At 61.1% G+C, this 21,816-nt stretch carries 22 protein-coding genes; 13 read left to right on the top strand and 9 right to left on the bottom strand.

The genetic code is table 11. The features are described from left to right. Positions 1-4: 4 nt before the first annotated feature. The 3 genes from BS630_RS17500 (at position 5) to BS630_RS17485 (ending at position 4,195) form a co-directional block, all read left to right on the top strand. The gene (locus BS630_RS17500) at positions 5-1,138 is read left to right on the top strand and encodes a Gfo/Idh/MocA family protein (protein ID WP_077978401.1); all 1,134 of its coding nucleotides are present in this window, start codon (positions 5-7) and stop codon (positions 1,136-1,138) included. A gap of 317 nt (positions 1,139-1,455) precedes the next feature. Continuing rightward, positions 1,456-2,487, top strand: a complete 1,032-nt coding sequence (gene mgrA, locus BS630_RS17490) for an L-glyceraldehyde 3-phosphate reductase (RefSeq protein ID WP_025394883.1) — start codon at positions 1,456-1,458, stop codon at positions 2,485-2,487. Positions 2,488-2,581: 94 nt separating this feature from the next. Then, entirely contained in the window at positions 2,582-4,195 is a 1,614-nt protein-coding gene (locus tag BS630_RS17485; protein ID WP_077978400.1) for a glycoside hydrolase family 43 protein, read from the top strand. Positions 4,196-4,230: 35 nt separating this feature from the next. On the opposite strand, the gene BS630_RS17480 is transcribed toward BS630_RS17485, so the two are convergent. After that, positions 4,231-5,420, bottom strand: a protein-coding gene (locus BS630_RS17480) for an IS3-like element ISRle4 family transposase (protein WP_143529453.1) whose coding sequence is annotated in 2 segments (ribosomal slippage) — positions 4,231-5,171 and positions 5,171-5,420 — 1,191 coding nt in all. Because the reading frame shifts where the segments join, the coding sequence is not laid out codon by codon here. 553 nt (positions 5,421-5,973) lie between these two features. Between BS630_RS17480 and BS630_RS17475 the strand changes: the two genes are divergently transcribed. The 3 genes from BS630_RS17475 (at position 5,974) to BS630_RS17465 (ending at position 8,509) form a co-directional block, all read left to right on the top strand. Beyond that, a complete protein-coding gene (locus BS630_RS17475) occupies positions 5,974-6,900 on the top strand; it encodes an ABC transporter ATP-binding protein (RefSeq protein ID WP_077978399.1) in 927 nt (308 codons plus the stop codon). Beyond that, positions 6,897-7,658, top strand: a complete 762-nt coding sequence (locus BS630_RS17470; protein ID WP_020050299.1) for an ABC transporter permease — start codon at positions 6,897-6,899, stop codon at positions 7,656-7,658. The genes BS630_RS17475 and BS630_RS17470 overlap by 4 nt, the downstream gene beginning before the upstream one ends. Positions 7,659-7,771: 113 nt before the next feature. After that, positions 7,772-8,509: an SDR family oxidoreductase gene (locus BS630_RS17465; RefSeq protein ID WP_077978398.1), complete on the top strand. Its 738-nt coding sequence runs from the start codon at positions 7,772-7,774 to the stop codon at positions 8,507-8,509. On the opposite strand, the gene BS630_RS17460 is transcribed toward BS630_RS17465, so the two are convergent. The 5 genes from BS630_RS17460 to BS630_RS17435 all read right to left on the bottom strand — a co-directional run bounded on the left by BS630_RS17460 (position 8,472) and on the right by BS630_RS17435 (position 11,851). Next, positions 8,472-9,395 carry a LysR family transcriptional regulator gene (locus tag BS630_RS17460; protein WP_077979211.1) on the bottom strand — a complete coding sequence of 308 codons (924 nt, stop codon included), beginning with the start codon at positions 9,393-9,395 and terminating at the stop codon, positions 8,472-8,474. The two genes, BS630_RS17465 and BS630_RS17460, sit on opposite strands and share 38 nt — an antisense overlap. Before the next feature lie 122 nt (positions 9,396-9,517). Next, positions 9,518-9,955, bottom strand: a complete 438-nt coding sequence (locus tag BS630_RS17455) for an EamA family transporter (RefSeq protein ID WP_025394880.1) — start codon at positions 9,953-9,955, stop codon at positions 9,518-9,520. Positions 9,956-10,133: 178 nt separating this feature from the next. Next, positions 10,134-10,835: a TIGR02281 family clan AA aspartic protease gene (locus BS630_RS17445; RefSeq protein WP_077978396.1), complete on the bottom strand. Its 702-nt coding sequence runs from the start codon at positions 10,833-10,835 to the stop codon at positions 10,134-10,136. Beyond that, the gene (locus tag BS630_RS17440; protein ID WP_077978395.1) at positions 10,832-11,050 is read right to left on the bottom strand and encodes a DUF1289 domain-containing protein; all 219 of its coding nucleotides are present in this window, start codon (positions 11,048-11,050) and stop codon (positions 10,832-10,834) included. Before BS630_RS17440 ends, BS630_RS17445 begins: the two co-directional genes overlap by 4 nt. Before the next feature lie 18 nt (positions 11,051-11,068). Further along, on the bottom strand, positions 11,069-11,851 hold the full coding sequence (locus BS630_RS17435; RefSeq protein ID WP_077978394.1) for an adenosylcobinamide-GDP ribazoletransferase: 783 nt from the start codon (positions 11,849-11,851) through the stop codon (positions 11,069-11,071). Positions 11,852-12,007: 156 nt separating this feature from the next. Between BS630_RS17435 and cobT the strand changes: the two genes are divergently transcribed. Beyond that, positions 12,008-13,024 carry a nicotinate-nucleotide--dimethylbenzimidazole phosphoribosyltransferase gene (cobT, locus tag BS630_RS17430; protein WP_077978393.1) on the top strand — a complete coding sequence of 339 codons (1,017 nt, stop codon included), beginning with the start codon at positions 12,008-12,010 and terminating at the stop codon, positions 13,022-13,024. A gap of 139 nt (positions 13,025-13,163) precedes the next feature. After that, positions 13,164-13,553: a diacylglycerol kinase gene (locus tag BS630_RS17425; RefSeq protein ID WP_077978392.1), complete on the top strand. Its 390-nt coding sequence runs from the start codon at positions 13,164-13,166 to the stop codon at positions 13,551-13,553. 105 nt (positions 13,554-13,658) lie between these two features. Here BS630_RS17425 and BS630_RS17420 read toward each other — a convergent pair whose 3' ends face one another. Further along, positions 13,659-15,194: a sensor histidine kinase gene (locus BS630_RS17420; protein WP_077978391.1), complete on the bottom strand. Its 1,536-nt coding sequence runs from the start codon at positions 15,192-15,194 to the stop codon at positions 13,659-13,661. A gap of 107 nt (positions 15,195-15,301) precedes the next feature. On the opposite strand from BS630_RS17420, the gene BS630_RS17415 reads away from it, so the two are divergent. The 5 genes from BS630_RS17415 to BS630_RS17390 all read left to right on the top strand — a co-directional run bounded on the left by BS630_RS17415 (position 15,302) and on the right by BS630_RS17390 (position 20,149). Beyond that, on the top strand, positions 15,302-15,859 hold the full coding sequence (locus BS630_RS17415) for a thermonuclease family protein (RefSeq protein WP_077978390.1): 558 nt from the start codon (positions 15,302-15,304) through the stop codon (positions 15,857-15,859). Positions 15,860-15,863: 4 nt separating this feature from the next. Next, positions 15,864-16,496, top strand: a complete 633-nt coding sequence (locus BS630_RS17410; RefSeq protein WP_025394873.1) for a uracil-DNA glycosylase family protein — start codon at positions 15,864-15,866, stop codon at positions 16,494-16,496. 69 nt (positions 16,497-16,565) lie between these two features. Continuing rightward, positions 16,566-17,054, top strand: a complete 489-nt coding sequence (locus BS630_RS17405; protein WP_003540387.1) for an Lrp/AsnC family transcriptional regulator — start codon at positions 16,566-16,568, stop codon at positions 17,052-17,054. Positions 17,055-17,774: 720 nt separating this feature from the next. Further along, positions 17,775-18,803: a porin gene (locus BS630_RS17395; protein WP_077978388.1), complete on the top strand. Its 1,029-nt coding sequence runs from the start codon at positions 17,775-17,777 to the stop codon at positions 18,801-18,803. A gap of 449 nt (positions 18,804-19,252) precedes the next feature. Beyond that, a complete protein-coding gene (locus BS630_RS17390) occupies positions 19,253-20,149 on the top strand; it encodes a LysR substrate-binding domain-containing protein (protein ID WP_077978387.1) in 897 nt (298 codons plus the stop codon). Positions 20,150-20,188: 39 nt separating this feature from the next. Here BS630_RS17390 and BS630_RS17385 read toward each other — a convergent pair whose 3' ends face one another. Both BS630_RS17385 and BS630_RS17380 read right to left on the bottom strand, forming a co-directional pair. After that, positions 20,189-20,872, bottom strand: a complete 684-nt coding sequence (locus BS630_RS17385; protein WP_077978386.1) for a DNA alkylation repair protein — start codon at positions 20,870-20,872, stop codon at positions 20,189-20,191. Further along, positions 20,869-21,738 carry an NAD(P)-dependent oxidoreductase gene (locus tag BS630_RS17380; RefSeq protein ID WP_077978385.1) on the bottom strand — a complete coding sequence of 290 codons (870 nt, stop codon included), beginning with the start codon at positions 21,736-21,738 and terminating at the stop codon, positions 20,869-20,871. The genes BS630_RS17385 and BS630_RS17380 overlap by 4 nt, the downstream gene beginning before the upstream one ends. Positions 21,739-21,816: the final 78 nt, after the last annotated feature.

Raw genomic sequence — 21,816 nt, 5'->3', positions numbered from 1 at the left:
CATCATGACCAGGGAACTTGGCGTCGGCATCATCGGATGCGGCAACATCTCCACCACTTACTTTTCGCTGGCACCGCTCTTCAAGGGGCTGAAGGTGCTGGCTTGCGCCGATATCAACGTGCAGGCGGCCGAGGCGCGCGCCAAGGAATATGGCGTCAAAGCGCAGACGATCGACGAGCTTCTCGTCAATGACGAGATCGACGTTGTTGTCAACCTGACGATCCCGGATGCGCATTTCCGGGTATCGAGGGCGATCCTCGAGGCCGGAAAACACGTCTATTCCGAAAAGCCGCTGGTGCTTTCGCTCGAAGAGGGCGAGGAGCTTCGTCGCATCGCCAAGGAAAAGAACCTCGCCGTCGGCTGCGCCCCCGACACGTTCCTCGGCGGCGCCCATCAGCTCGCCCGCAAGTTCATCGACGACGGCGGCATCGGCCGGGTGACCTCGGGCGCCTGCTACGTGATGAGCCCCGGCATGGAAATGTGGCATCCGAACCCGGATTTCTTCTTCCTGCCGGGCGGCGGCCCGATCCTCGATCTCGGCCCTTATTACATCGCCAACCTGATCAACCTGATCGGCCCGGTCAAACGTGTCGGCGGCATGACCTCGATGGCGTCGCCGACCCGCACCATCACCAGCCAGCCGCGCAACGGTGAAATCATCCCGGTCAAGACGCCGACGACGATCCAGGCGCTGCTCGAATTCGTCAACGGCGCCACGGTGACGCTGACGGCGAGCTGGGACGTGTGGTCGCACCGCCATGCCAATATGGAACTCTACGGCACCGACGGCTCGCTCTACGTGCCGGATCCGAATTTCTTCGGCGGCGTGGTCGAGGCAAGCGGCCGTGACAAGGACATCAAGCCGCTCGATGACTGGGAGCATCCATTCGGCAAGATCAACCAGGAAAGCCCGAGCGGATCACGCGCCAACTACCGCACCGCCGGCTTGGCCGACATGGCGATGTCGCTGATCGAGGGCCGCGATGCGCGCTGCTCGCTCGACCGCACGCTGCACGGCGTCGACGTCATGACCTCGATCCTGAAGTCGGGCGAAGAGGGCCGTTTCATCGACCTGACCACGACCTGCACGCAACCGGCAGCCCTCGGCATCGAAGAAGCGCAGGCGCTTTTGAAGTAGAGGAACGCGCGCCTTGGGATTGCCCTATCGGCGCGCTTGTTACAATAGTTTCGTCAACCTCGGGCCTGTCCCGCGGCTGTCCGGTTCGTGCCGATGGCTGCCCCTCACCCTAACCCTCTCCCCCGTAAAAACGGGGAGAGGGGACAGTGCCAAACGCAGCGTCGAGGTTGAGGTTGAGGAAGACGGCGCGGCATATCCCTTCGCCCCGTTTACGGGGAGAAGGTGGCGCCAGCCGGATGAGGGGCAGGTGCCGGCAATCTCTTGGGCCGATAATGTCTCATGACGACATATAGCTATTTTATAAAGGAGACATTCAGATGAGCTGGCAACCAGCCGCAGACCGTTATTCGAAAATGAAATATAACCGCGCGGGCCGTTCCGGCCTGAAGCTTCCGGCTGTCTCGCTCGGCCTTTGGCACAATTTCGGCGGCGACACGCCGCATGACCGCAAGATCGATATGTGCCGCACGGCCTTCGACCTCGGCATCACCCATTTCGATCTCGCCAACAATTACGGCCCGCCTCCCGGCAGCGCCGAGACCGCCTTCGGCGAAATCATGCGCACCGAATTCGTCGGGCTTCGCGACGAGCTGATCATCTCCTCCAAGGCCGGCTACGACATGTGGCCCGGCCCTTACGGTGAATGGGGCAGCCGGAAATATCTGATCGCCTCCTGCGACCAAAGCCTGAAGCGCATGGGGCTCGACTATGTCGACATCTTCTATTCACATCGCTTCGACCCGGAAACACCACTGGAAGAGACCTGCGGCGCGCTCGATCATATCGTCCGTTCCGGCCGGGCACTCTATGTCGGCATTTCCTCCTATAATTCGCAGCGCTCGCGTGAAGCAGCAAAGATCCTGAAGGATCTCGGCACACCGTGCCTGATCCACCAGCCGAGCTATTCGATGCTCAACCGGTGGGTCGAGGACGACAGGCTGCTCGATACGCTGGATGAGGTCGGCATGGGCTCGATCGTGTTCTCGCCGCTTGCCCAGGGCATGCTGACGACGAAATATCTCGGTGGCATTCCGGAAGACAGCCGCGCGGCGCAGAACCACTTTCTCAAGCGCGACTACATCCGTCCCTCGATCATCGACAATATCCGCAAGCTCAACGAGATCGCCGAAAGGCGCGGCCAGACGCTGGCGCAGATGGCGATCGCCTGGGTACTGCGCGGCGGCCGCGTGACCTCGGCGCTGATCGGTGCAAGCCGCTCGTCGCAGATCGTCGATTGTGTCAAGGCGCTCGACAATCTCGAATTCAGCGTCGAGGAGCTTGCAGAGATCGATGTCTATGCCCGCGAGGCCGACATCAACCTCTGGGCCAAGTCCGCCGAACGCGAATAGTCGCGTCAGGCCCGGAGGCAAGTCTTCTGGGCCTTTTTCTGCTATGATCTGATGTACGTACAGCAAAGCACCGCCGGTCGGAGGAGACCCTGTCATGATCCGCAATCCCATCCTGCCCGGGTTCAATCCCGATCCGTCGATCTGCCGCGTTGGCGCGGATTATTACATCGCCACCTCGACCTTCGAATGGTACCCCGGCGTGCAGATCCACCATTCGCGTGACCTGGCGAACTGGACGCTGGTGCGCCGGCCGCTGGAGCGGAGATCGCAGCTCGACATGCGCGGCAATCCCGATAGCTGCGGCATCTGGGCGCCGTGCCTGTCCTATGCCGACGGGCAGTTCTGGCTGGTCTATACCGACGTCAAGCGCTACGACGGCAATTTCAAGGATGCGCCGAACTACATCGTCACGGCACCCACGATCGAGGCCGAATGGTCCGAGCCGGTCTATGTCAATTCCTCCGGCTTCGATCCCTCGCTGTTCCACGACGATGACGGCCGGAAATGGTTCGTCAACATGCAGTGGAACCACCGCACCGAAAGCTATGGCGGCTCGCCGAAATCGCCGGCCTTCGACGGCATCCTGCTGCAGGAATGGGATCCGGTGGCAAAGGCGCTGAAGGGGCCGATCAAGAACATTTTCGCCGGCAGCCCGCTCGGCCTCGTCGAAGGCCCGCATCTCTTCAAGCGCAACGGTTGGTATTACCTCACCACCGCCGAGGGCGGCACCGGCTACGACCATGCCGTGACCATGGCGCGGTCGCGTAATATCGACGGACCCTATGAGATGCATCCGAACATGCATCTCATCACCTCTAAGGATCACCCGGGCGCGGTACTTCAGCGGGCAGGGCACGGCCAATATGTCGAAACGCCCGGGGGCGAGGCCTACCACACGCATCTCTGCGGCCGGCCGCTGCCGCCGAAGCGGCGCTGCACGCTGGGCCGCGAGACCGCCCTGCAAAAGTGCGTCTGGCGCGACGACGACTGGCTCTACCTCGAAAACGGCACCACCGTGCCCGACGTCGATGTGCCCGGTCTCTCCGGCGCGGTGCCGGTGGAAAAGCCGATGCGCAGCGAATACAGCTTCGACGGCGGGGCGCTGCCTGCCGATTTCCAATGGCTGCGCACGCCAGAGCCGGCGCGCATCTTCAACCTGACGGATCGTGCGGGCCATCTACGCCTGTTTGCGCGCGAAAGCATCGGCTCCTGGTTCGAACAGTCGCTGGTTGCCCGCCGCCAGGAACATCACAGTTTCCGCGCCGAGACTGTGGTCGAATTCTCACCCGACACCTATCAGCAGGTGGCGGGGCTGACGCATTACTACAACCGTCACAAATTTCACGCTGTTGCCGTGACGCTGCACGAAACACTCGGCCGCTGCGTGACAATCCTCTCCTGCAACGGCGACTACCCGAACGGACGCCTGAGTTTTCCCGCCGAAAGCGGCGTGGCGATTGCCGCCGAGGGTCGTGTCCAGCTCGCCATGGAAATCCGGGAGAACGACCTGCAATTCTTCTGGCAGACCGAAGGCAAAGGCGCCTGGCAACCGATCGGCCCTGTCCTCGATGCCGGCATGATCTCAGACGAGGGCGGACGCGGCGAACACGGCTCCTTCACCGGCGCTTTCGCCGGCGTGTTTGCCTTCGATACCTCAGGCCGGGCGAAGGCCGCGGATTTCGACTGGTTCAATTACGACGAGCTGTGAGGGATACCTTAGTCCCTTTGACCTTGCCCCCAGTTTTATCCAGTTTTGAGTTCGCTCCAGCGGTTTTTGGTTGCTGTTGTTGGTTCGGTAGCGGCGGGTTGCGATGCGGAGCCATTTCGGCTGCGCAGCACCGCATCACGTCGCGGGTTGAGTGTCTGAGCGAATTCGGCCGGTGTCAGCCAGCCAAGGCCTGAATGCGGGCGTTGATCGTTGTAATCGCTACGCCAGTTTGAAAGCGCAGACCGGGCATGAGCAAGCGACGAGAACAGAGTTTCATTCAAGAACTCGTCTCGCAGCCGCCCGTTGAAGCTTTCGATAAAAGCGTTCTGGATCGGTTTTCCAGGCGCGATGTAATGCCAGTCAACCTTGGTCCGGTCCGCCCATTGCAGGATCGCGTTGCTGGTGAACTCGCTGCCGTTGTCGCTGACGATCATCCTCGGCTTGCCGCGCTCCTCGATAATCCGGTCAAGCTCCCGTGCGACGCGAAGACCGGAAAGCGATGTATCGGCGACGAGCGCCAGGCACTCCCTCGTGCAATCATCGACGACGGTCAGAATCCGCAACCTGCGCCCATCGGTGAACTGATCCGACACGAAGTCTAGCGACCAACGATCATTGGCCACCATCGGCACCAGCATCGGCGCTCGCGTGCCTATCGCTCGCTTGCGACCGCCGCGCTTGCGCACCGTCAGTTTCTCCTCCCGATAGAGCCGGAAGAGCCTCTTGTGGTTCACGAGGTGACCCTCTCGCCGGAGCAGCACATGAATGCGTCGATATCCAAAGCGGCGGCGTTCATGCGCCAGCGCCTTCATTCGCTCGCGAAGCTCATGATCATCGTCGCGCCTGGTCTCATAACGGACCGTCATTCGGCAAAAACCAATGGCTTTACACGCCCGCCGTTCGCTCATCCCATGATGGCTCATCAGATGCGCAACAGCTTTCCGCTTGGCCGCGGGCGTCACCACTTCTTTCCCAAAAGGTCTTTCAAGGCAGCATTGTCGAGCATCGCATCCGCCAGAAGCCGCTTCAGCTTCGTGTTCTCGTCCTCAAGCGTCTTCAGCCGCTTGGCCTCGGACACCTCCATGCCGCCGAACTTGGCCTTCCATTTATAGATGCTGGCATCGCTAACGCCATGCTTGCGGCAAAGCTCCGAGACCGGCGTGCCTGCCTCGTGCTCCTTCAATATGCCGATGATCTGTTCGTCTGTGAAACGATTGCGCTTCATCCTCTGGTCCTCTCAAATGGGCCAGAGCTTACTTCAAAATGGATTATTTCAACGGGGCAAGGTCACCTTTCATCCGCAGCGAGTCACGGAAAGAGCGAGGAGCGGAAGGAACGCTAAAAAGAAAGCCGGCACAGGGCCGGCTAAGACGAACGCGGCTGAACAGGGGATACTGGCCGGTTCCAAGCACTTCGTGACTGAACAATAACTTTCACTACAAGCCGAGGCAGCAAAAAAGGGGCGCAACGAGAACACCCAAGACGGCTCCGCAAAGGGGTGGGCGGCGGGGCGGATACCGGTGCTGGCCTCGGTTCTCTTATCGGGCACGAAGATCACCGGATGATGACATCTGAAACCAGCTGCCGCTTTTCTTTTCGCCGGTGAGGTCGGCTTCCTGGGAAAACCCGCTATCTCACCAGTGGGTCGCCTAAGCCCTCCGGGCCAACTGTGTTAACGGCGCGCGAATGCAGTGTTCATGCGCTTAAGGATGTTAAAGCGTTACAAAGGGACTATATAGCGGGCCGAAGTAACTTCCGAGAATCCGCAAGAGTCCCGCATGGCCCCCATCATTTCCGTTCAGAACCTCACCAAGACCTACTCCAATGGGTTCGAGGCCCTGAAGGGCATCAATCTCGACGTCGAAAAGGGTGAGATTCTTGCGCTGCTCGGGCCGAACGGCGCGGGCAAGACGACACTGATCTCGATCATCTGCGGCATCGCCAATCCGAGCGGCGGCCGGGTGCTGGTCGCCGGCCACGACGTCGTGAAGGATTTCCGCGCCACCCGCGGGATGATCGGGCTGGTGCCGCAGGAGCTGACCACCGATCAGTTCGAGACGGTGTTCAATACAGTCAGCTTTTCGCGCGGGCTGCACGGCAAGAAAGCCGATCCTGCCCATATCGAGAAGGTGCTGCGCGCGCTCTCGCTGTGGGACAAAAAGGACAATATGCTGCGCCAGCTCTCCGGCGGGATGAAGCGGCGGGTGCTGATCGCCAAGGCGCTATCCCATGAACCGGATATTCTTTTCCTCGACGAGCCGACCGCCGGCGTCGATGTGACGCTGCGCAAGGACATGTGGCATGTCGTCGAAGAGCTTCGGGCCTCCGGCGTCACCATCATCCTGACCACCCATTATATCGAAGAGGCCGAGGAAATCGCCGACCGTGTCGGCGTCATCAACGGCGGCGAGTTGCTGCTCGTCGAGGACAAGGCGGCGCTGATGGCCAAGCTCGGCCGCAAGCAGCTCATCCTCGATCTCACCGAACCGCTCAACCGGCTGCCGGATTGTTTTGCCGGCAACGGGCTGACGCTGGAGGCAGACGGCAACCGGCTGACTTATGATTTCGACACTGACGACGAGCAGGAAAGCGTTGCAGCTCTGCTGACCAGGCTTGGCGAGAACAATATCCATTTCAAGGATCTGTCGACGCGGCAAAGCTCGCTCGAGGACATCTTCGTGGCGCTGGTGGGAGCGGAAAAATGAACGTCGAGGCCGTCAAATCGATCTATTTCTTCGAGATGGCGCGCACGCGCCGCACGCTGCTGCAGAGCGTCATCTCGCCCGTCATCTCGACCTCGCTCTATTTCATCGTCTTCGGTGCCGCTGTGGGATCACGCATTCAGGAGGTGGAGGGCGTGTCCTACGGCGCCTTCATCACGCCCGGCCTGATCATGCTGACGCTGCTCGGGCAGTGCATCAGCAACGGCTCTTTCGGCATCTATTTCCCGAAATTCACCGGCACGATCTACGAGGTGCTTTCGGCGCCGGTGGCGATGACGGAGATCCTGCTCGGTTATGTCGGTGCGGCGGCGACCAAGGGGATGATCATTGGCTTCATCATCCTCCTGACCGCCACTCTCTTCGTTGACGTCAGGATCGAGCATCCCTTCATGATGATCCTGTTCTTCCTGCTGACGGCGATCACCTTCAGCCTGTTCGGCTTTATGATCGGCATCTGGGCCGGCAATTTCGAGCAGTTGAACCTCATACCCATGCTGGTCGTGCCTCCGCTGACCTTCCTCGGCGGCAGCTTCTATTCGGTCAGCATGCTGCCGCCCTTCTGGCAGGCGGTCAGCCACCTCAACCCGGTGCTTTATCTCGTCAGCGGCTTCCGTTGGAGTTTTTACGGCATCGCCGACGTCAACCCGGCGATCAGCCTGGCAATGATCACGGTGTTCCTGGTGATCTGCCTGGGAACCCTCGGCTGGATCTTCAAGACCGGCTACCGGCTGCGGAACTGATCAATCACGCGAACACGCGCCATCGGAAAACCCGATGACACCATCGGTTTCTTCCGTTTTTCTTCGACTCTGATCCGAGGCATCTGCTGCATCAGCCGAGAAGGAGATGGCAGATGACAGATATCAGGATCGAAGGCGCGAAGATCATTATTGTTGGCGGCAGTTCCGGAATGGGGCTGGCGCTGGCGAGGCGTTTGCTCGGGGAAGGGGCGGCGGTGACGATCGCCGGACGCAGCGAAGATAAGCTTACGGCGGCCCGTCGCGATCTCGGCGAGCATCCTGGATTGGCGACGGTTGCTGTCGATATATCGCGCGACGAAGAAGTCGCGGCGCTGTTTTGCAATAGCGGGCCGGTCGATCACATCGTCAGCACGGCGGCCGATATCGAAGGCGCCTATCAGCTGCTGCCGTCGATCGAACTTGCGGCGGCGCAAAGGGTGGTCGAAAGCAAGTTCTACGGGCCGCTGCTGCTGGCGAAATATGGTGCCGTCCATCTGCCGCCCTCAGGATCGATTACCTATACGTCAGGTGTCGCGGCCTACAGGCCGGCGGCGCGTGGATCGGTGGTCGCAGCAGTCAATGCGGCGCTCGAAGGCCTGGTCAGGGCGCTGGCGGTCGAGCTGGCGCCGATCCGGATCAACGCAGTGTCGCCCGGATGGGTGGATACGCCAATCTGGAGCTTTGTCGCCGGCGACGCCAAGCAGGCGACACTTGATGCGATGGCGCAGCGCCTGCCGGCCGGACGCGTTGGACGGCCCGATGATATTGCCGATGCGATCCGCTTCCTGATCGGCAACGGATTCACGACAGGCACTATCCTGCATGTCGAAGGCGGGCATCGCCTGGTCTGAGCGGCGAGAGTTCTTCGCTTGCCGATTGCAGCAGGAGGGTAAGCGCCGGCGGCTGCACGCGCCTGCGCCGCCACATCATCACCAGCGAGGCTGCGGGTGGTTTGCCCGGCCATGGCAGTTCGACGATGTTGTCCCGCATTGCCGCCGGGCCGACGGCAAGGCGCGGGACAAGGCTAAAGCCGGCGCCGGATGCAACGAGCCGGACGATTGTCGCGATGCTGTCGGCTTCAGTCACGATTGGTGGTGCTGCAACATGTGCTTCGGCAAAGGCAGCGTCGAACAGGTGACGGTAGACGCAGCCGGTTTCGGTGGCGACGAAGGGGGCGGTGCTCAGCGCCGCGAGGCTCTCCGGTGGCCGGGCTTGAAAATCGCGACCGGCAATCAGCACCAGCGGTTCGCTGCAGATGCGGCGCGTCAAGAAGCGCTCATCCTGCTGTCCGCGATCGAAGGTGAAGGCGATGTCGATCGAGCCATGCTGCATTTGCGCGAGCAATTCGCCGCTGCTGGTGACCTTGAGCTTGAGGCCGACGTCTGGGTTCTCCTTGCGAAACAGTGACAGCCAGGGCGCCAGCCGCCCGGAGGCGATGGTTTCGAGCGTACCCAAGGTGATGGACTGTCCGGCGCTGCCGGCTGCAGCACTGACGGCTGCCTTCGCCTCGTCGTTCAGCGCCAATATCTCTTCGGCATAGGCCTTGAGGACTGCACCTGCGGGTGTTGGGATGACGCCCTGCCGGGAGCGGAGGAAGAGCTCTGCGCCCAATTCCTCTTCCAACGCCTGTATCTGGTCGCTGAGACTTGACTGAGCGAGATTGACCTCGGCAGCGGCGCGCGTGAGATTTTCGTGCCGGATCACGGCAAGGAATGTCTTCAACTGTCGTGGATTCATGTCGAGCTCCGGTATGGGCGCAGAAGCGCCTTGACGCAGGATATCAACAAAGCCGAAGGCGCTGCAACGCAGGAGCATGTGGCGGCGACCTGCTCACCTGCTGCGCATTGCGCCAGTTCCCCTCAGGCGCTGCTGACGAGAAGGGCGCCGGAGATGATGAGGAGGGTACCGGCGACGAGCTTTACGATGTCGAGCTCGGAGGCTTCGCCGAGAAAGACGGCGCCGATCGCCAGTGTCACCAGCACGTTGCAGCTCCAGATTGGGGCGAGTTTCGAGACCGGGACACCATAAGTGAAAAGCGCAAAGCTGATGAGGCCGGTGCCGACGGCAAAGCAGGCGCCTGATGTGGCGGCAAAGCCGAGACCTTCGGCGGTCCAGGGGGCGGGGCGCCAGATCAAGGCGGCGATCAGGCCGGCGAGCGCGCAGGTAGCGCCGAAGGCGATCAGGTAGACGGCCGAGCCGGTGGCAGCCGTGGCGCTCTGCTTCTGGAAGATGGCGGTAATGCCCCAGAACAGGGCGGGCAGAACGCCGCCGATAACGATCGGCCAGAGTGAATTCATTGCGAAGCTCCTGTCGCACCCATGGGTCACGGCCTCGCTGCGGGCGAAGGCCGGCCGAACTGTGGTGCCACCAGACTAGGAGTTTCTTTTTGCTCTTTGTGGTCTTGTTGTTGCCCTTGAAAGTGACAGATCCGACCGTTGCCGTAAAGGCGCCTGCAGCGGCAGCGGATCATGAGCGCTAATCGCGCATGCGGAGTTCGTCGGTCTGCATCTGCAGCGAGCCCAGCGTTTCCAGGAAGCTCATGCCGAGCAGGCTCTGGTCGAGCCGGCCGTCCTCGGCGACGCTGGCTGCGACATTGTTGCGGACGATCGGGCCGATCGCCACCTGGTCGAGGGTGACGGGTGCTGCGCGGCCGCGGCCGTTGGCGGTCATGACGGTCATGGAATAGGTGAGGCGGGAGAGGTCGATGCCGATCCGTTCGGCATCTTCGTGCGACAGCGCCACCATGCTGGCGCCGGTATCGACGAGCATCTCGATCGTTTGGCCGTTGACCGCGACATCGGCTTCGAAATGGCCGTTCAACAGCTTGTGCAGAATGATCTCCTGGCCGCCCTCGCTTGTGGTGACGACGACGGCGCGGCCGGGAACGAGGCCGGCGAGCAGCCTGTTGCCGACGCCGAGCGCTTCCTGACGATAGAGATAGACGGTTACGAGCGCCAGGACGATGACCAGCCAGATCATCATCTGACGCATCGTTTCACCGACACTGCGCCGGCTCGCCCAGATGCCGGCACACAGCATCAGTGCGATCGGCAGCAGATAGACGACGCGGCCGAAGTCATCGCTCTGCAGGCCGAGGATGCGGCTGTTGTCATTGTTGACGATCAGCACGGCAAGACCGATGCCGATCACGACGAGGAAGACGGTCAAACGGATCATAAAGGCCGCTCCGGCCCGGCGGCGAGGATTGATTTCATATGGTTCGACACGGCGGCGGCGCCTGCAAGCCTTGCCGGCAATAGCGTCATGATCTGTCTTCGCTCGGTGTCGGAGTAGCTCATCCAGCTGCCGATTTCCTGAAGAGTCCTGCCGCATCCGGAACAAAATCCGGTGGCTGAGACCAGGGAGCAGACGTGAACGCAGGGTGTTTGCATGGAGGATATATCGGAGTTTCAAAGAGCCGTGGCAAGGGCGCAAAGGGTGGCGATCTCGCAAATTTGCTGCGTTGCGCCCAGCGTATCGCCGGTGTGGCCGGCAAGCTTGCGGCGGATGAAGGCGGTGAAGGCAAACCCTGCGATGCCGGTGGCGAGCAGGCTTGCGACCAGCGGCCGCAGGCCGAAGGCCGGCCAGATCAGAAGCGCTGCGACGAGGCCGGCTGAGGCGAGCGAAAACTGCATCGCCGCCTCGTCCGGTTGGCCGGTCGAGGCGGCCACGCCGTCGGCCTTTGCCGGCGCCAACCGCTGCCAGTGCCAGGCGATGGCACCGCGGCTCAGCGCCGCGACAGCGGGAATGGCGAGGGCTGCCGCGAGCGGCGAGGAATGGCGGGCGATGGCGGCAAGCGCGGCTGCGCGGATGGCGAAGGAGAGGATCAGCGCTATCGCGCCATACGTGCCGATCCGGCTGTCCTTCATGATGATGAGGCTCTGTTCGCGGCTCTTGCCGCCGCCGATACCGTCGGCCGTATCGGCCAGGCCGTCCTCGTGCAGCGCGCCGGTGACGAGGGCCTGGAGGGAGAGCGCGATCAGGGCCGCCATCAGCGGGTCCGCACGCAGCCCCAAAAGGAGGAGGATGGCGAGTGCGGGGACGAAACCGATGACGATGCCGGCGGAGGGAAAGGCGCGCACCAGCCGGCCGAGCCTGCCGTCATAGCCTTTGAAGAGCGATTGCGGCATGGGAATGCGGCTGAGGAAGGCGACGGCGCGGGCGGTATCGACCGCATAGTCCTTGATCTTCATTCTGCTTCGTTCTGCCGGAGGTTTCGGCTTATGGTCGCGGCGGCGCTTTTGGAGTTGTTCGCCTCGTCCGCCCGCTTTAAGAGAGTGGCCACCCGCAAAGAAGCTGATTTGCGGGAAAAAAACAAGAATACCCGGATTCATAGGAAAACCGCACAGATGAGCGTTTCAGGCCTGCCGTTCGACGATTTCCGTACCCTGCTCCGTGACCTGCCGGGGCCGGATGCCCGCGCGCTGGTGGCGGCGCGCGAGCGTGACGCGCAGCTGACCAAGCCGCCGGGCGCGCTCGGACGGCTCGAGGAAATCGCCTTCTGGCTTGCTGCCTGGACGGGCCGCACACCTGCCGTCAACCGGCCGCTGGTGGCGATCTTTGCCGGCAATCACGGCGTCACCAGGCAGGGCATCACGCCCTTTCCGCCAACGGTGACGCAACAGATGGTCGAGAATTTTGCAGCCGGCGGTGCTGCAATCAACCAGATCTGTGTCGCCTATGATCTCGGGCTGAAAGTCTTCGATCTGGCCCTCGATTATCCCACCGGCGACATCACCGAGGAGGCAGCGCTTTCCGAGCGCGATTGCGCCGCGACCATGGCCTTCGGCATGGAGGCGATCGCCGGCGGTACCGACCTGCTTTGCATCGGCGAGATGGGCATCGGCAATACGACGATTGCGGCGGCGATCAACTATGCACTCTACGGCGGTTCGGCGCGTGACTGGGTGGGGCCGGGCACCGGCTCGGAAGGCGAGATGCTGGAGCGCAAGATCGCGGCGGTGGAAAAGGCGGTGGCGCTGCATAGCGACCATCTCGACGATCCGCTCGAGATCCTGCGCCGGCTTGGCGGCCGCGAGATCGCGGCGATGGCCGGCGCGATCCTTGCTGCGCGCATGGAGCGCATTCCGGTGCTGATCGACGGTTATGTCGCGACCGCAGCGGCGGCGATCCTCAAAGCGGCCAATCCGTCGGCACTCGATCATTGCCTGATCGGCCATGTCTCCGGCGAGCCCGGACATCTGCGCTCGATCGAGATGCTCGGCAAGACGCCGCTTCTGGCGCTCGGCATGCGGCTCGGCGAAGGCACCGGTGCGGCGCTAGCCGCCGGCATCGTCAAGGCGGCCGCCGCCTGCCATTCCGGCATGGCGACCTTCGCCCAGGCAGGCGTGTCGAATAAGCATTAAGGCCGCGGTAGGCGCCGTCGATCCGCACGCGTTCGCTTGCGCGGCCTAAGCGGATTCGGTATTTGCGTATTCGCTCATCAAAAAGGAGACGGCAAAGCCTCTCCCGGTCTGTGATGCAACGGAAAGAGGAGAGGGCATCTTGACGAAGCCTGCGGTGACGAAAGAGACCGGACTTCGGCATTTCATCGCCGCCGCCAGCTATTCCTGGGCGGGCTTCCTGAGGGTGCTGAAAGAGGCAGCCTTCCGCCAGGAACTCGGCTTCTTCGTCGTTTCGATCGCGGCGCTGGCGCTGGTGGGAGCTAGTGCTGGCGAGATCGTCGTCGCGGTGCTTCTGTTTCTCGGGCTCTTTTCGATGGAGGCGATGAATACCGCCGTTGAAGAGGTGATCGACCGGATTTCGCCGGAGATTTCAATCGTCGGCAAACATGCCAAGGATCTCGGCTCCTTCGCGGTGACCTGCATGATCGCCGCCTGCTGCCTCTATCTCGGCTTCGTTCTCGGCAAGCATCTGTTCTTTGGATCCGGATGATTTCACGCTGGATCGGCCGAATGTCATCCGGATCCAAGTCTAAGAATTGAAGCATGATGTTGCCCGAAAACCGCTCACACTTTTCGGCATCATGCTTTCGCTGAATCAGGCAAAACTTTTGCGCTTGCGCGCGACGGCCTGGGCCTCCTCGACGGCCGGCAGGCTCTGGAGCACGCGCCTGGCGGGCAGGATGGCGATAACCTCGGTGCCCTCGCGCAGCTTCGATTTCAGCAGGAACTGTCCGTCATGCTTGGCAAGGATCGCCTGGACGATCGGCAGGCCGAGGCCGGTGCCCTGTTCGGCGCTCTTGATGGCGATCGAGCCTTGGCCGAAGGCCGACAGGACGACGGGAATCTCCTCTTCCGGAATGCCGGGGCCGTTGTCCTTGATCGAGATGTACTGTCCGCCGCCTGCCGTCCAGCCGACCTTGACGTGGATCTCACCGCCCTGCGGCGTGAACTTGACGGCATTGGAAAGAAGATTGAGCACCACCTGGCGCATCGACTTCTCGTCGGCCCAGATGGCCGGCAGTTGCCGCTCGAACTGGTCCGAAATGGCAATGTTCTTGGCGCGGGCGCGCAGCTGGACCATGCCGATGCAATCTTCGGTGATATCAAGAAGCGAAATCGCCTCCTCGCTCAACTCGTATTTGCCGGCCTCGATGCGCGACAGGTCAAGGATCTCATTAATGAGATCGAGCAGATGCTGGCCTGAACGGTGAATGTCGCCCGCATATTCCTTATAGGTCGGATTGGCGAGCGGCCCCATGACTTCGGCAGACATCACTTCGGAAAAGCCGAGGATGGCGTTGAGCGGGGTTCTGAGTTCGTGCGACATTGAGGCAAGGAAGCGCGACTTGGCGAGGTTTGCCTCTTCGGCGCGGCGGCGAGCCTCATCCGACATCGACTTCGCCACTTCCAGCTCGGCGATCAGGTCGTCCTTCTCCGATTGGTAGGAAAGGATCCTGAGGTTCGACTTGAAGAGCCGGTCGCTGATATAATTGAAGAAGACGAGGGTGGTGGTGAAGAGCCCCGTCAGGCTGATTTCGAGGAGATCGCGCGACAGGCCGCTCTTGGCGGCAAGCGCCAGGACCGCCGGCGAGAAGGCGGCGAGCACGGCGGGCGTCAGCATGAAGTTCGACATCGCCGTGATGGAGAGCGCGATCAGCAGCGTGGCGCCCTTGTATAGAATGAAGCTCGATGGCTCGCAGGTGTCGCAGCCCTGCAGCGCGAAGACGGCCCAGCAGCAGCCGAGCAGGAACTGGCCGGAGAGCAGCAGGCGGCGCCATTTGCGGGCGCTCTCGGCGGTGATCTCCTGCCGGCGCGCGCGCCTTGCAAGCAGGATATTGCCGGCGTGACAGGTGACTGTCAGCAGCGACCAGAAGAGCAATTGCGTATCTTCAGTGAAATAGACGCCAAGAGCGGTGATGATGACGACGAAGAGCGGCATGATCGTCGCGCCCTGCAGCACCGACGCCACATACATGTCGAGCACGTCACGATCGAAGGAGGAATTGGACGCATGACCGGACTGAAGACGTTCGCGCGTCTGCCGCACGGCCTTGGAAACGGCCTTGTTGCGGTGGCTGCGCGACCTGTCGACGATGATCTTGTCGGTCGATGTGCTTACGCCGGTACTCATGTGCACGTTGAAACTTCATCCCAGGGTGGATAAGAGCTTAACCGGCAATTCTTAAGAAGATGTTTGCCATCTTTGCCAAGGATTTGTTTTTTTAAGGAGGCAAAAGCGTGACACGGGGCCTGCGCCTGATTCGCGACGGCGTCACCGCTTTTGCCCTGCTGGCGCTCGTGGCGCTGATCGCTGCCAAGCTCAACGATGCAGCAAAAATCGAGCATGCGGGCGCCTTCCATGCTGCCGACGGCGACAGCCTGGTATTGGGAGACGAACGTTTGCGCCTCGAAGGCATCGATGCGCCGGAACTCAACCAGAGCTGCGAGCGGGCGGGGAAAGCCTGGGCCTGCGGGCGCGCGGCGCGCGAGGCGCTGCAGGACATGGTGCTGGCATCGGGAACGCTTTGTCAGGGCAGCCGGCGCGACCGCTACGAAAGGCTGCTCGTCGTCTGCCAGAGCGGGGCGGGCGGCGACATCAATGCCGCCATGGTGCGCCGGGGCATGGCCATCTCCTATGGCGATTATGGCAAGGAGGAGGCCGAGGCGAAGGCTCAGAAGGCCGGTCTCTGGGCCGGGACTTTCGAGCGGCCGCGCGATGTGCGCGATCATGCGCGCCAGAGTTCCGGTTTCGATGGCGCCCTGCGCTTCATCGGGCAGATCGTCGGGTGGGAGTAAAGCCATGAGCGACGAAGCCATGCTGGAGACGCTGCGACGGGAGATCGCCTGCTGTCGCATCTGTCGCGACGCACCGGCGAAAGGCCTCGAATACCGGCTGCCGCACGAGCCGCGGCCAGTGGCGGTGATCTCATCGAGCGCGCGCATCCTGATCGCAGGGCAGGCGCCCGGGCTTCGGGTGCATGAGAGCGGCCTGCCATTCGACGATGCATCGGGCGACCGGCTGCGATCATGGCTCGGCGTTGACAGGGCAAGCTTCTATGACCGCGGCCGATTCGCCATCGTGCCGATGGGCTTCTGCTTTCCCGGCTATGATGACAAGGGCGCGGATCTGCCGCCGCGGCGCGAATGCGCGCCGTTCTGGCGGCAAAGAGTGATCTCGGCCATGCCGCAGATCGAACTGGTGCTGGTCATCGGCCAATATGCGCAGGCCTGGCATATGGCCGGTGAAAGACAGGACAATATGACCGAGACGGTGCGAGCGTGGCGCGACAGTCTTCGGTCCGACCGATCGCCGGCGGTGCTGCCGCTTCCGCATCCGAGCTGGCGCAATAGCGGCTGGCTGAAGCGCAATCCCTGGTTCGAGAAAGAATTGCTCCCGATCCTGCAGGAACGGACGAAAATGCTGCTTTCCTGAAACAAAATTCTTTTCGTTGCGCGGAATCGAGTTATACAAAGAAAATAATTCGAAAGGACTGTTGTGCGCATGGATCGCCTCGACCGAAAAATACTGCGTCTTCTGCAAGAAGATTCGACGCTTGCCGTTGCCGATCTCGCCAAGAAAGTGGGTCTCTCGACGACGCCATGCTGGCGGCGCATCCAGAAGATGGAAGAAGACGGTGTCATCAAGCGCCGAGTCGCCATCCTCGATCCGGAGAAGGTCAACACCAAGGTCACCGTCTTCGTGTCGATTCGCACTGCCACCCATTCGATCGAATGGCTGCGCCGCTTTTCCGAGGTGGTCGCCGAATTCCCCGAAGTGGTCGAATTCTACCGGATGAGTGGCGATGTCGACTATCTCCTGCGAGTCGTCGTGCCCGATATCGCCGCCTATGACGCCTTTTATAAGCGGATGATCGCCAAGATCGAGATTCGCGACGTTTCCTCCGCCTTTGCGATGGAGCAGATCAAGTATTCGACGCAACTGCCGCTCGACTACATGATTCTCGACAATGCCAAGTCCAACGAGGATTGAGATCAAGCGTGCGGCCGTGACCGCACGCGACACTGCAAAGTCCAGCGGGGCCTCATACCAGGCGTGAGTCTGCGACCTCGGATATGCCCGTTGGAGGCGACTTGTGACATCCTGGCCGCACCTGGGAATGCCAGTTAGCAAGGCCGAGTTTGGTGATGTGTGGTCCCCCGATTGAAAAAAAGCCTCAAAAATAGCGAAAAAACGCTCAAATCGCCCCTAATTCCTGAAAAAATGAATAGCCTGGTAAGGATTCCGGGGTTATGGTCGATGTAACCAATGGGCGATGTGTCATAATTTTGTCTCATTGGTATCGAATTCAGGACACTATGTTCTAAACCGCCACCCTGTTTGTGCTTGTTAGCCGGCGGTAGAGTTTATGCGCTTCACCAACATGTTCGACGGGGGTCGGACGGTGGAGAATTTGACAAATGGGGTTTAGCGTTTGCGGCTTTGCGATGGAGGATTTCCGTCGCGGAGCCGTTTGGCGTATTTTTTCTGTAAATATTTGAAATTGTTGTATAAAAATCACGTTGTCGGGGAAAGTAGCCCGTGAGAACCCATCTGGCGTATATCGAGAATTGCTTGATAGGGCCTTGTATGTGATGACGGTTTGGCGGTTCGATCGATCCGCACGCCGAGATGGCTGTTCAAACTGGGCCGGCTTCAAATCGACTACCCGATCTGAAGCCAGCCCCGATCGACAAAGGAATGGATTGGTAAATGAACATCAGAATGGTTTTGCTTGCATCAGCAGCAGCATTTGCTGCATCGACGCCGGTTCTTGCAGCTGACGCTATCGTTGCTGCCGAGCCGGAACCGGTTGAATATGTTCGCGTCTGCGACGCTTACGGCACCGGCTACTTCTACATCCCGGGCACCGAAACCTGCCTCAAGATCGAAGGCTACATCCGTTTCCAGGTCAACGTTGGCGACCAGCCAGGTGGTGACAACGATTCTGATTGGGATGCAGTAACTCGCGGTCAGGTTCAGTTCACGGCCAAGAGCGACACCGAGTATGGTCCGCTGACCGGCGTCATCGTCATGCAGTTCAATGCTGACAATGCCACCGATCAGGACGCCATCCTCGACTCCGCTTACCTCGACGTCGCGGGCTTCCGCGCCGGTCTGTTCTACAGCTGGTGGGACGATGGTCTCTCTGGCGAAACCGACGACATCGGTTCGGTCGTAACGCTGCACAACTCGATCCGCTATCAGTATGAAAGCGGCACCTTCTACGCTGGCCTCAGCGTCGATGAACTGGAAGACGGCGTCTACAAGCTCGGTGAAGAAGCTAACAACGTTGGCGTTGCCTTCGGCGTTGGCGGCACTGCCGGTGTGTTCAGCTACCAGATCACCGGTGGCTATGACGTCGACAACGAAGACGGCGCTATCCGTGCAATGGGTACCGTTGAAATCGGTCCCGGTACGCTCGGCCTCGCCGGCGTATACTCCACTGGCCCGAACTCGTACTACTCCTCGGCTGAATGGGCTGTTGCTGCCGAATACGCTATCAAGGCAACCGACAAGCTCAAGATCACCCCGGCCGTTCAGTACTACGGCAACTACTTCGGCGGCGGCACTGTCGTTCCTGACGACTTCGACGGTCTCGGCGATGCATGGAAGGTCGGTCTGACGGTTGATTACCAGATCGTCGACAACTTCTACGCCAAGGCTTCGGTTCAGTACCTCGATCCGGATGATGGTGAAGACTCCACTTCGGGCTACTTCCGCCTGCAGCGTTCGTTCTAATCCCACTTGGTGGAGGCTCCCGGTCTTCGGATCGGGAGCACTACAATCAGTTTCTGATCCGAGTGACCTCCGATCAGCTACGGGGACGGGTCCGGTCTTCCCTGCCGGACCGTCCTTGCAGTGTTTCTGGCGTACCGTCTTCAAGGCTGTCGATCACGATGCCTTCAGGTGAGCCGAACCGGTGCCGTGCGTATTGCACGTCGGCATCCTGTCAGCCTTGTTCTAGAGGCACCCCGTTTTTCCATTTTTCCAACGAGCTGGATCCACCGATAGAATTGTCGTGCGGACGGCTGTTTGTCCGTTCTCTTATTCGGAATCGGCTTGTTTTGCCGCAACAGGTCGCGAAAAGAAAATCCAATGCCGACAATGTGATCACAGCTTTTTGGGAGAGAGGATACAACCCTTGCTTGGGGCCGGCATTCATTGCTACTCGCGGATAGCTTGTTCTTATGGACGATCTCAACGACTACTATTATTTCGCCGCCGTCGTCGCCAGCGGCGGTTTCGCTTCGGCAAGTCGCGATCTCAAAATACCACGTTCGAAACTCAGCAGGCGGGTCAGCCGGCTTGAGGAAGGGCTTGGCGCGAGGCTCATAGAACGCTCGACCCGCCACTTCCGGGTGATTGAAATCGGCCAAGCTTTCTACGAAAGATGCCAGACCATCCTGCAGGAAGCCGATCGCGCCAAATCGATTGTCAGCGAGGCTCAGTCCGACCCGCAAGGTGTGGTGCGGATGGGCTGCCCGCTCGGTCTCGTCGACATCTCGGTCGGGGGGATCCTGCCCGAATTCCTGGAACGTTATCCGAAGATCAAGCTGCAGATCATCGGCTCCGACCGGCGCGCCGATCTCATCAACGAACGGATCGACCTCGAGGTGAGGGCAACCAACGAGCCGGAGACGCAGACGAGCCTGACGATGCGCAAGCCCGACCGTATCAGGCGTATTCTGGTCGCAAGTCCGTCGCTCGTCGAGCGTACCGGCAACCTGAATTGCGTGGACGAACTCGCCGACCTGCCGACGCTGGCAATGACGTCATTGGTGTCGTTCCACACCTGGGAGCTGGTCGGTCCGAATGACGCCAAGCAGGTGATTCGACATCAGCCGCGGCTCACCTGCCGCAGTATGACCGCCATCCTCAACGCAGCCCGTGCCGGCCTCGGCTTCGGGCTTCTGCTCGAAAGTGCGTGCGAGGCGGATCTCCAGGCTGGCAAGCTGGTGCGGGTGCTGCCGGACTGGCAGTCGGAGGAGAGCCAGTTCTACATCGTCTTCACGACGGCCAAGGGCATGCCGCCGGCGGTGCGGGTCCTGATCGATTTCCTGGTCGAAAAATCCAAACAGCATTGACTTACAGCGCCAGGCATCTTTTCAAGCCGGCATCCCGCCTTATCTCAACCGCGCCAAAAGCTTTTCGCCGGCCAGTTCCCTGGCGGCATCCTTGCCGATCCAGCGGGCGGTTTTATCAGGGCTTTCTGCCAGTATCTTTGCAAGTGCCAGCGCCGGTGCATGGCAGGCGAGATTGCGCTTGCCGATGCTGCGCAGCGCCCAATTCACCGCTTTGCACACGACGTTTCGCGGGTCGCCGGCATAGGCCTCGATCAGCGGCAACCAAGCGAGGAAGGTCGCATCAGGTTCCTTCTTCAAGTGAACCGCAGCACCGGCAATCATGGCGAAGGCTGTGCGCCTGATAAATTCACGCTCGTCGGCGGCGAAGTTTGAGATGAGCTCGTCCAGCCCCGCCTCGACGAAGAGATCGGCGGCGCAATCGACGATCTCCCAGGAGTTGAAATCATCGGCCCAATGTCGGGCTTCTTCCGTCGTCAACCGCTTCGGTTCGGCTGTGTAGAGGGCGAGCAGGCGGGCTTCGCGGATATCGCTTCGCCAGAGCTGCATTGCCCTGAGGTGATCCTTCTTCGCCAGTCTGGCGACCGCCCGGATATCGGGATTGGAGATGCCGAGGGCGCCGCCGGTAGCGATGCCGAAGCGCGCCATGCTGGCGACATTCTCCTCCGAACGCAGCGTTTCGAGATGCGTGATCAATTCTGCCGCATCGGAGGAGGGGCCGATCATTTCTCGAGGCGGGCGAGCAGCGAGGATGTGTCCCAGCGATTGCCGCCCATTGACTGCACGTCGCCGTAGAACTGATCGACGATGGCGGTGACCGGCAGTTTGGCGCCGTTGCGGCGGGCTTCGGTGAGCACGATGCCGAGATCCTTGCGCATCCAGTCGACCGCGAAGCCGAAGTCGTATTTGCCAGCGTTCATGGTTTTGTGGCGGTTTTCCATCTGCCAGGAACCGGCCGCACCCTTGGAAATCACCTCGACGACTTTTTCAATATCGAGGCCGGCGCGCTTGCCGAAATGCAGCGCTTCGGCAAGTCCCTGGACGAGACCGGCGATGCAGATCTGGTTGACCATCTTGGTCAGCTGGCCCGAGCCTGCCGGCCCCATCAGGCCAACCATGCGGGCATAGGCGTCGATGACAGGCCTGGCGCGTTCGAAGACGGCCTCGTCGCCGCCGCACATGACGGTCAGGATACCGTTTTCGGCGCCGGCCTGGCCGCCGGAGACGGGAGCGTCGATGAAGTCGACGCCTTTTTCCTTGGCCGCGGCATAAAGTTCGCGGGCGACCTCAGCGCTGGCGGTGGTGTTGTCGATCAGAACCGAACCGGGCTTCATGCCGTGTAAAGCGCCGTTCTCGCTCAATGTCACCGAGCGGAGATCTTCGTCATTGCCGACACAGACGAAGACGAAATCGGCACCGGCGGCGGCCTCGGCCGGAGTGGGGGCGGCGTGGCCTGAAAATTTCTCGGCCCAGGCGGCGGCTTTTGCCGGCGTGCGGTTATAGACGGTGACATCGTGGCCGCCTTTCGTCTTCAAATGCCCCGCCATAGGGAAACCCATGACGCCGAGACCGATGAACGCGACTTTTGCCATATGTCCTATCCTTTTCCTCAAGTGCAGGCCCGAGGATTAACCGAAACGGCGGGAGCAGAAAAGCCCGTGAAGGCGGAC

It is taken from the genome of Rhizobium laguerreae (assembly GCF_002008165.1).
GTDB classification, from domain to species: domain Bacteria; phylum Pseudomonadota; class Alphaproteobacteria; order Rhizobiales; family Rhizobiaceae; genus Rhizobium; species Rhizobium laguerreae.
This window is presented reverse-complemented; position numbering and strand designations above follow the sequence as displayed.

Excerpts from the sequence above, each read along its gene's own strand:
- BS630_RS17380 (WP_077978385.1), bottom strand. The coding sequence starts at position 21,738 with ATGGCAAAAGTCGCGTTCATCGGTCTCGGCGTCATGGGTTTCCCTATG.
- BS630_RS17435 (WP_077978394.1), bottom strand. The coding sequence starts at position 11,851 with ATGAAGATCAAGGACTATGCGGTCGATACCGCCCGCGCCGTCGCCTTC.
- BS630_RS17485 (WP_077978400.1), top strand. The coding sequence starts at position 2,582 with ATGATCCGCAATCCCATCCTGCCCGGGTTCAATCCCGATCCGTCGATC.
- BS630_RS17410 (WP_025394873.1), top strand. The coding sequence starts at position 15,864 with ATGAGCGACGAAGCCATGCTGGAGACGCTGCGACGGGAGATCGCCTGC.
- BS630_RS17395 (WP_077978388.1), top strand. The coding sequence starts at position 17,775 with ATGAACATCAGAATGGTTTTGCTTGCATCAGCAGCAGCATTTGCTGCA.
- cobT (WP_077978393.1), top strand. The coding sequence starts at position 12,008 with ATGAGCGTTTCAGGCCTGCCGTTCGACGATTTCCGTACCCTGCTCCGT.
- BS630_RS17420 (WP_077978391.1), bottom strand. The coding sequence starts at position 15,194 with ATGAGTACCGGCGTAAGCACATCGACCGACAAGATCATCGTCGACAGG.
- BS630_RS17385 (WP_077978386.1), bottom strand. The coding sequence starts at position 20,872 with ATGATCGGCCCCTCCTCCGATGCGGCAGAATTGATCACGCATCTCGAA.
- BS630_RS17460 (WP_077979211.1), bottom strand. The coding sequence starts at position 9,395 with ATGAATCCACGACAGTTGAAGACATTCCTTGCCGTGATCCGGCACGAA.
- BS630_RS17465 (WP_077978398.1), top strand. The coding sequence starts at position 7,772 with ATGACAGATATCAGGATCGAAGGCGCGAAGATCATTATTGTTGGCGGC.
- BS630_RS17470 (WP_020050299.1), top strand. The coding sequence starts at position 6,897 with ATGAACGTCGAGGCCGTCAAATCGATCTATTTCTTCGAGATGGCGCGC.
- BS630_RS17475 (WP_077978399.1), top strand. The coding sequence starts at position 5,974 with ATGGCCCCCATCATTTCCGTTCAGAACCTCACCAAGACCTACTCCAAT.
- BS630_RS17440 (WP_077978395.1), bottom strand. The coding sequence starts at position 11,050 with ATGCAAACACCCTGCGTTCACGTCTGCTCCCTGGTCTCAGCCACCGGA.
- mgrA (WP_025394883.1), top strand. The coding sequence starts at position 1,456 with ATGAGCTGGCAACCAGCCGCAGACCGTTATTCGAAAATGAAATATAAC.
- BS630_RS17455 (WP_025394880.1), bottom strand. The coding sequence starts at position 9,955 with ATGAATTCACTCTGGCCGATCGTTATCGGCGGCGTTCTGCCCGCCCTG.
- BS630_RS17405 (WP_003540387.1), top strand. The coding sequence starts at position 16,566 with ATGGATCGCCTCGACCGAAAAATACTGCGTCTTCTGCAAGAAGATTCG.
- BS630_RS17500 (WP_077978401.1), top strand. The coding sequence starts at position 5 with ATGACCAGGGAACTTGGCGTCGGCATCATCGGATGCGGCAACATCTCC.
- BS630_RS17390 (WP_077978387.1), top strand. The coding sequence starts at position 19,253 with ATGGACGATCTCAACGACTACTATTATTTCGCCGCCGTCGTCGCCAGC.
- BS630_RS17445 (WP_077978396.1), bottom strand. The coding sequence starts at position 10,835 with ATGATCCGTTTGACCGTCTTCCTCGTCGTGATCGGCATCGGTCTTGCC.